Genomic DNA, 1,204 nt, shown 5'->3' with positions numbered 1-1,204 from the left:
TAGTCTTTCCATTGTCGCTTTTGTTCGATTACGTTTATGCTTGTTTTTGTGTCTCTATGCCTGATCGTGATTACTTTTTATTTTGTCTAAATGAGAGCAAAGTTTGGCTATCCTCTGAAAGTCATCAATTCCAAATTCAAGAAATTGATTTCCATCAAATCCTGTCATGAATGTTCTGACGCCAGGGTCTAAAGCTACCACTTTTCTGGTAAGAGTAGGCTCTGTTGTAAATTCAACTGGAAAATGAGCGAACCATCTTCCTTTGTTGTAAGTCAGTTCCGTAGAACCGTCTGTCAATATACAGTGATTATTACCTTTAAACTTAGGCTTCGGTAAATGTTTAGTCGTGGAGACCATCCATCTTCCCCCTTTGTAAGCTGTTGGATCAAACTGAATTGTTTGTTTTTGATCCCTTACACTACGGAACTTTGCTAACTTTAGACCAGCTTGTGGATTGGACTTTCTTTTTTTACCAATACCTATGAACTTCGGTTGTTTAGCCGTTCCCTTCCAAGCTGTATAAGCTTCCATGGAAGCGTTATCTAGTATTTTAGAAACATTTAGGCTTTTGCACCACTCAGGGATTAGCCCAGATTGTTTTAACCAAGTTCTAAAGCCATGTTTTCCTCCTTTCTTTCCTACCTTTGTATAACCCTGGTTCTTATTCAGTTGCTCGATTGATATGTTGTAAACTTTCCTGACAGCGGCGACCCACTTCTTCCATATTTTCTCAAGATCCTTGTTTGGATATACTCGGTAAGTCGTTGTCTTCAAGGATTTTGTTTTTATATTTCCTGAGTCCATACAATCGACAACTGAAGACATGGATGACCGCGAGTACGTCGGGTAGGGAATCAATGTCACCATTTCTTCCCCCCCTAAGAACCGGACTTGACACTTTCATATCATCCGGCTCAAGCCTTTGACTTCTCAGACCGTGACCCTGTATGTATATGTAGATGACAGGCTCTATGTACATGGACTAAGTTTGTAGAATCGTCCGTTCCCCCATCTTTTACCCTGACTATGTGATGGGTATGTAGTTCTTCTCCATTGAACAGATTTTCACCGCATATCGGGCATTTCCATTTTTGATTCTCGGCGACTTTATAGTACTTTGAATCTTTATCCCATCGGGTTTTCCCCAATGTGGTTTTTCGTTTTTCCCAATATTTGGCTAGGGTGGGGTTGTCGGGGGATGAGG

2 protein-coding genes are annotated in these 1,204 nt (G+C 40.8%); both read right to left on the bottom strand.

Annotation, left to right across the window (positions count from 1 at the left end):
• Nucleotides 1–54: 54 nt before the first annotated feature.
• Nucleotides 55–825, bottom strand: a complete 771-nt coding sequence (locus F6K53_RS43850) for a helix-turn-helix domain-containing protein (protein ID WP_293087102.1) — start codon at nucleotides 823–825, stop codon at nucleotides 55–57.
• An 89-nt stretch (nucleotides 826–914) separates the two neighbouring features.
• The coding region (locus F6K53_RS43845) for an HNH endonuclease signature motif containing protein (RefSeq protein ID WP_293087099.1) at nucleotides 915–1,204 on the bottom strand (290 nt) is incomplete at its 5' end.

Origin of the sequence: Moorena sp. SIO4A1 (genome assembly GCF_010672065.1) — a bacterium.
GTDB lineage: Bacteria > Cyanobacteriota > Cyanobacteriia > Cyanobacteriales > Coleofasciculaceae > Moorena.
The sequence above is the reverse complement of the archived record's forward strand: the minus strand, read 5'-3'. Positions and strand labels throughout refer to the sequence as shown.